At 47.3% G+C, this 245-nt stretch carries 1 protein-coding gene; it reads right to left on the minus strand.

What is annotated here, in order from left to right; genetic code table 11:
- Positions 1 to 57 precede the first annotated feature (57 nt).
- Positions 58 to 245: hypothetical protein (locus tag MFF40_RS28585; RefSeq protein WP_238263201.1), on the minus strand; the 188-nt coding region annotated here is incomplete at its 5' end.

The raw sequence follows: 245 nt of genomic DNA on the forward strand, positions 1-245 counted from the left end.
TAAGTAAATCTTTACTTTCACACTTTCCTATGTCACGACCGTACTTTTTCCTGCCAGTCAGGCATACCACCCATCTAACTCGTTCATCGTTTCTTGAAGATGTATCCCATCAAACTCGCCATCACCTAGAAAGACAACTTTTGTCCGGCGTGGAATCCGTTTTCTGATCAGATCTACCAGTTCGATGTGAAGCACTTCGGGAGCATGACACTTCGGGCACTGACGAACCACCCAGGCCAGTGGCA

This window comes from Methylobacterium mesophilicum (assembly GCF_022179445.1).
In the GTDB taxonomy this organism is placed as follows: Bacteria; Pseudomonadota; Alphaproteobacteria; order Rhizobiales; family Beijerinckiaceae; genus Methylobacterium; species Methylobacterium mesophilicum.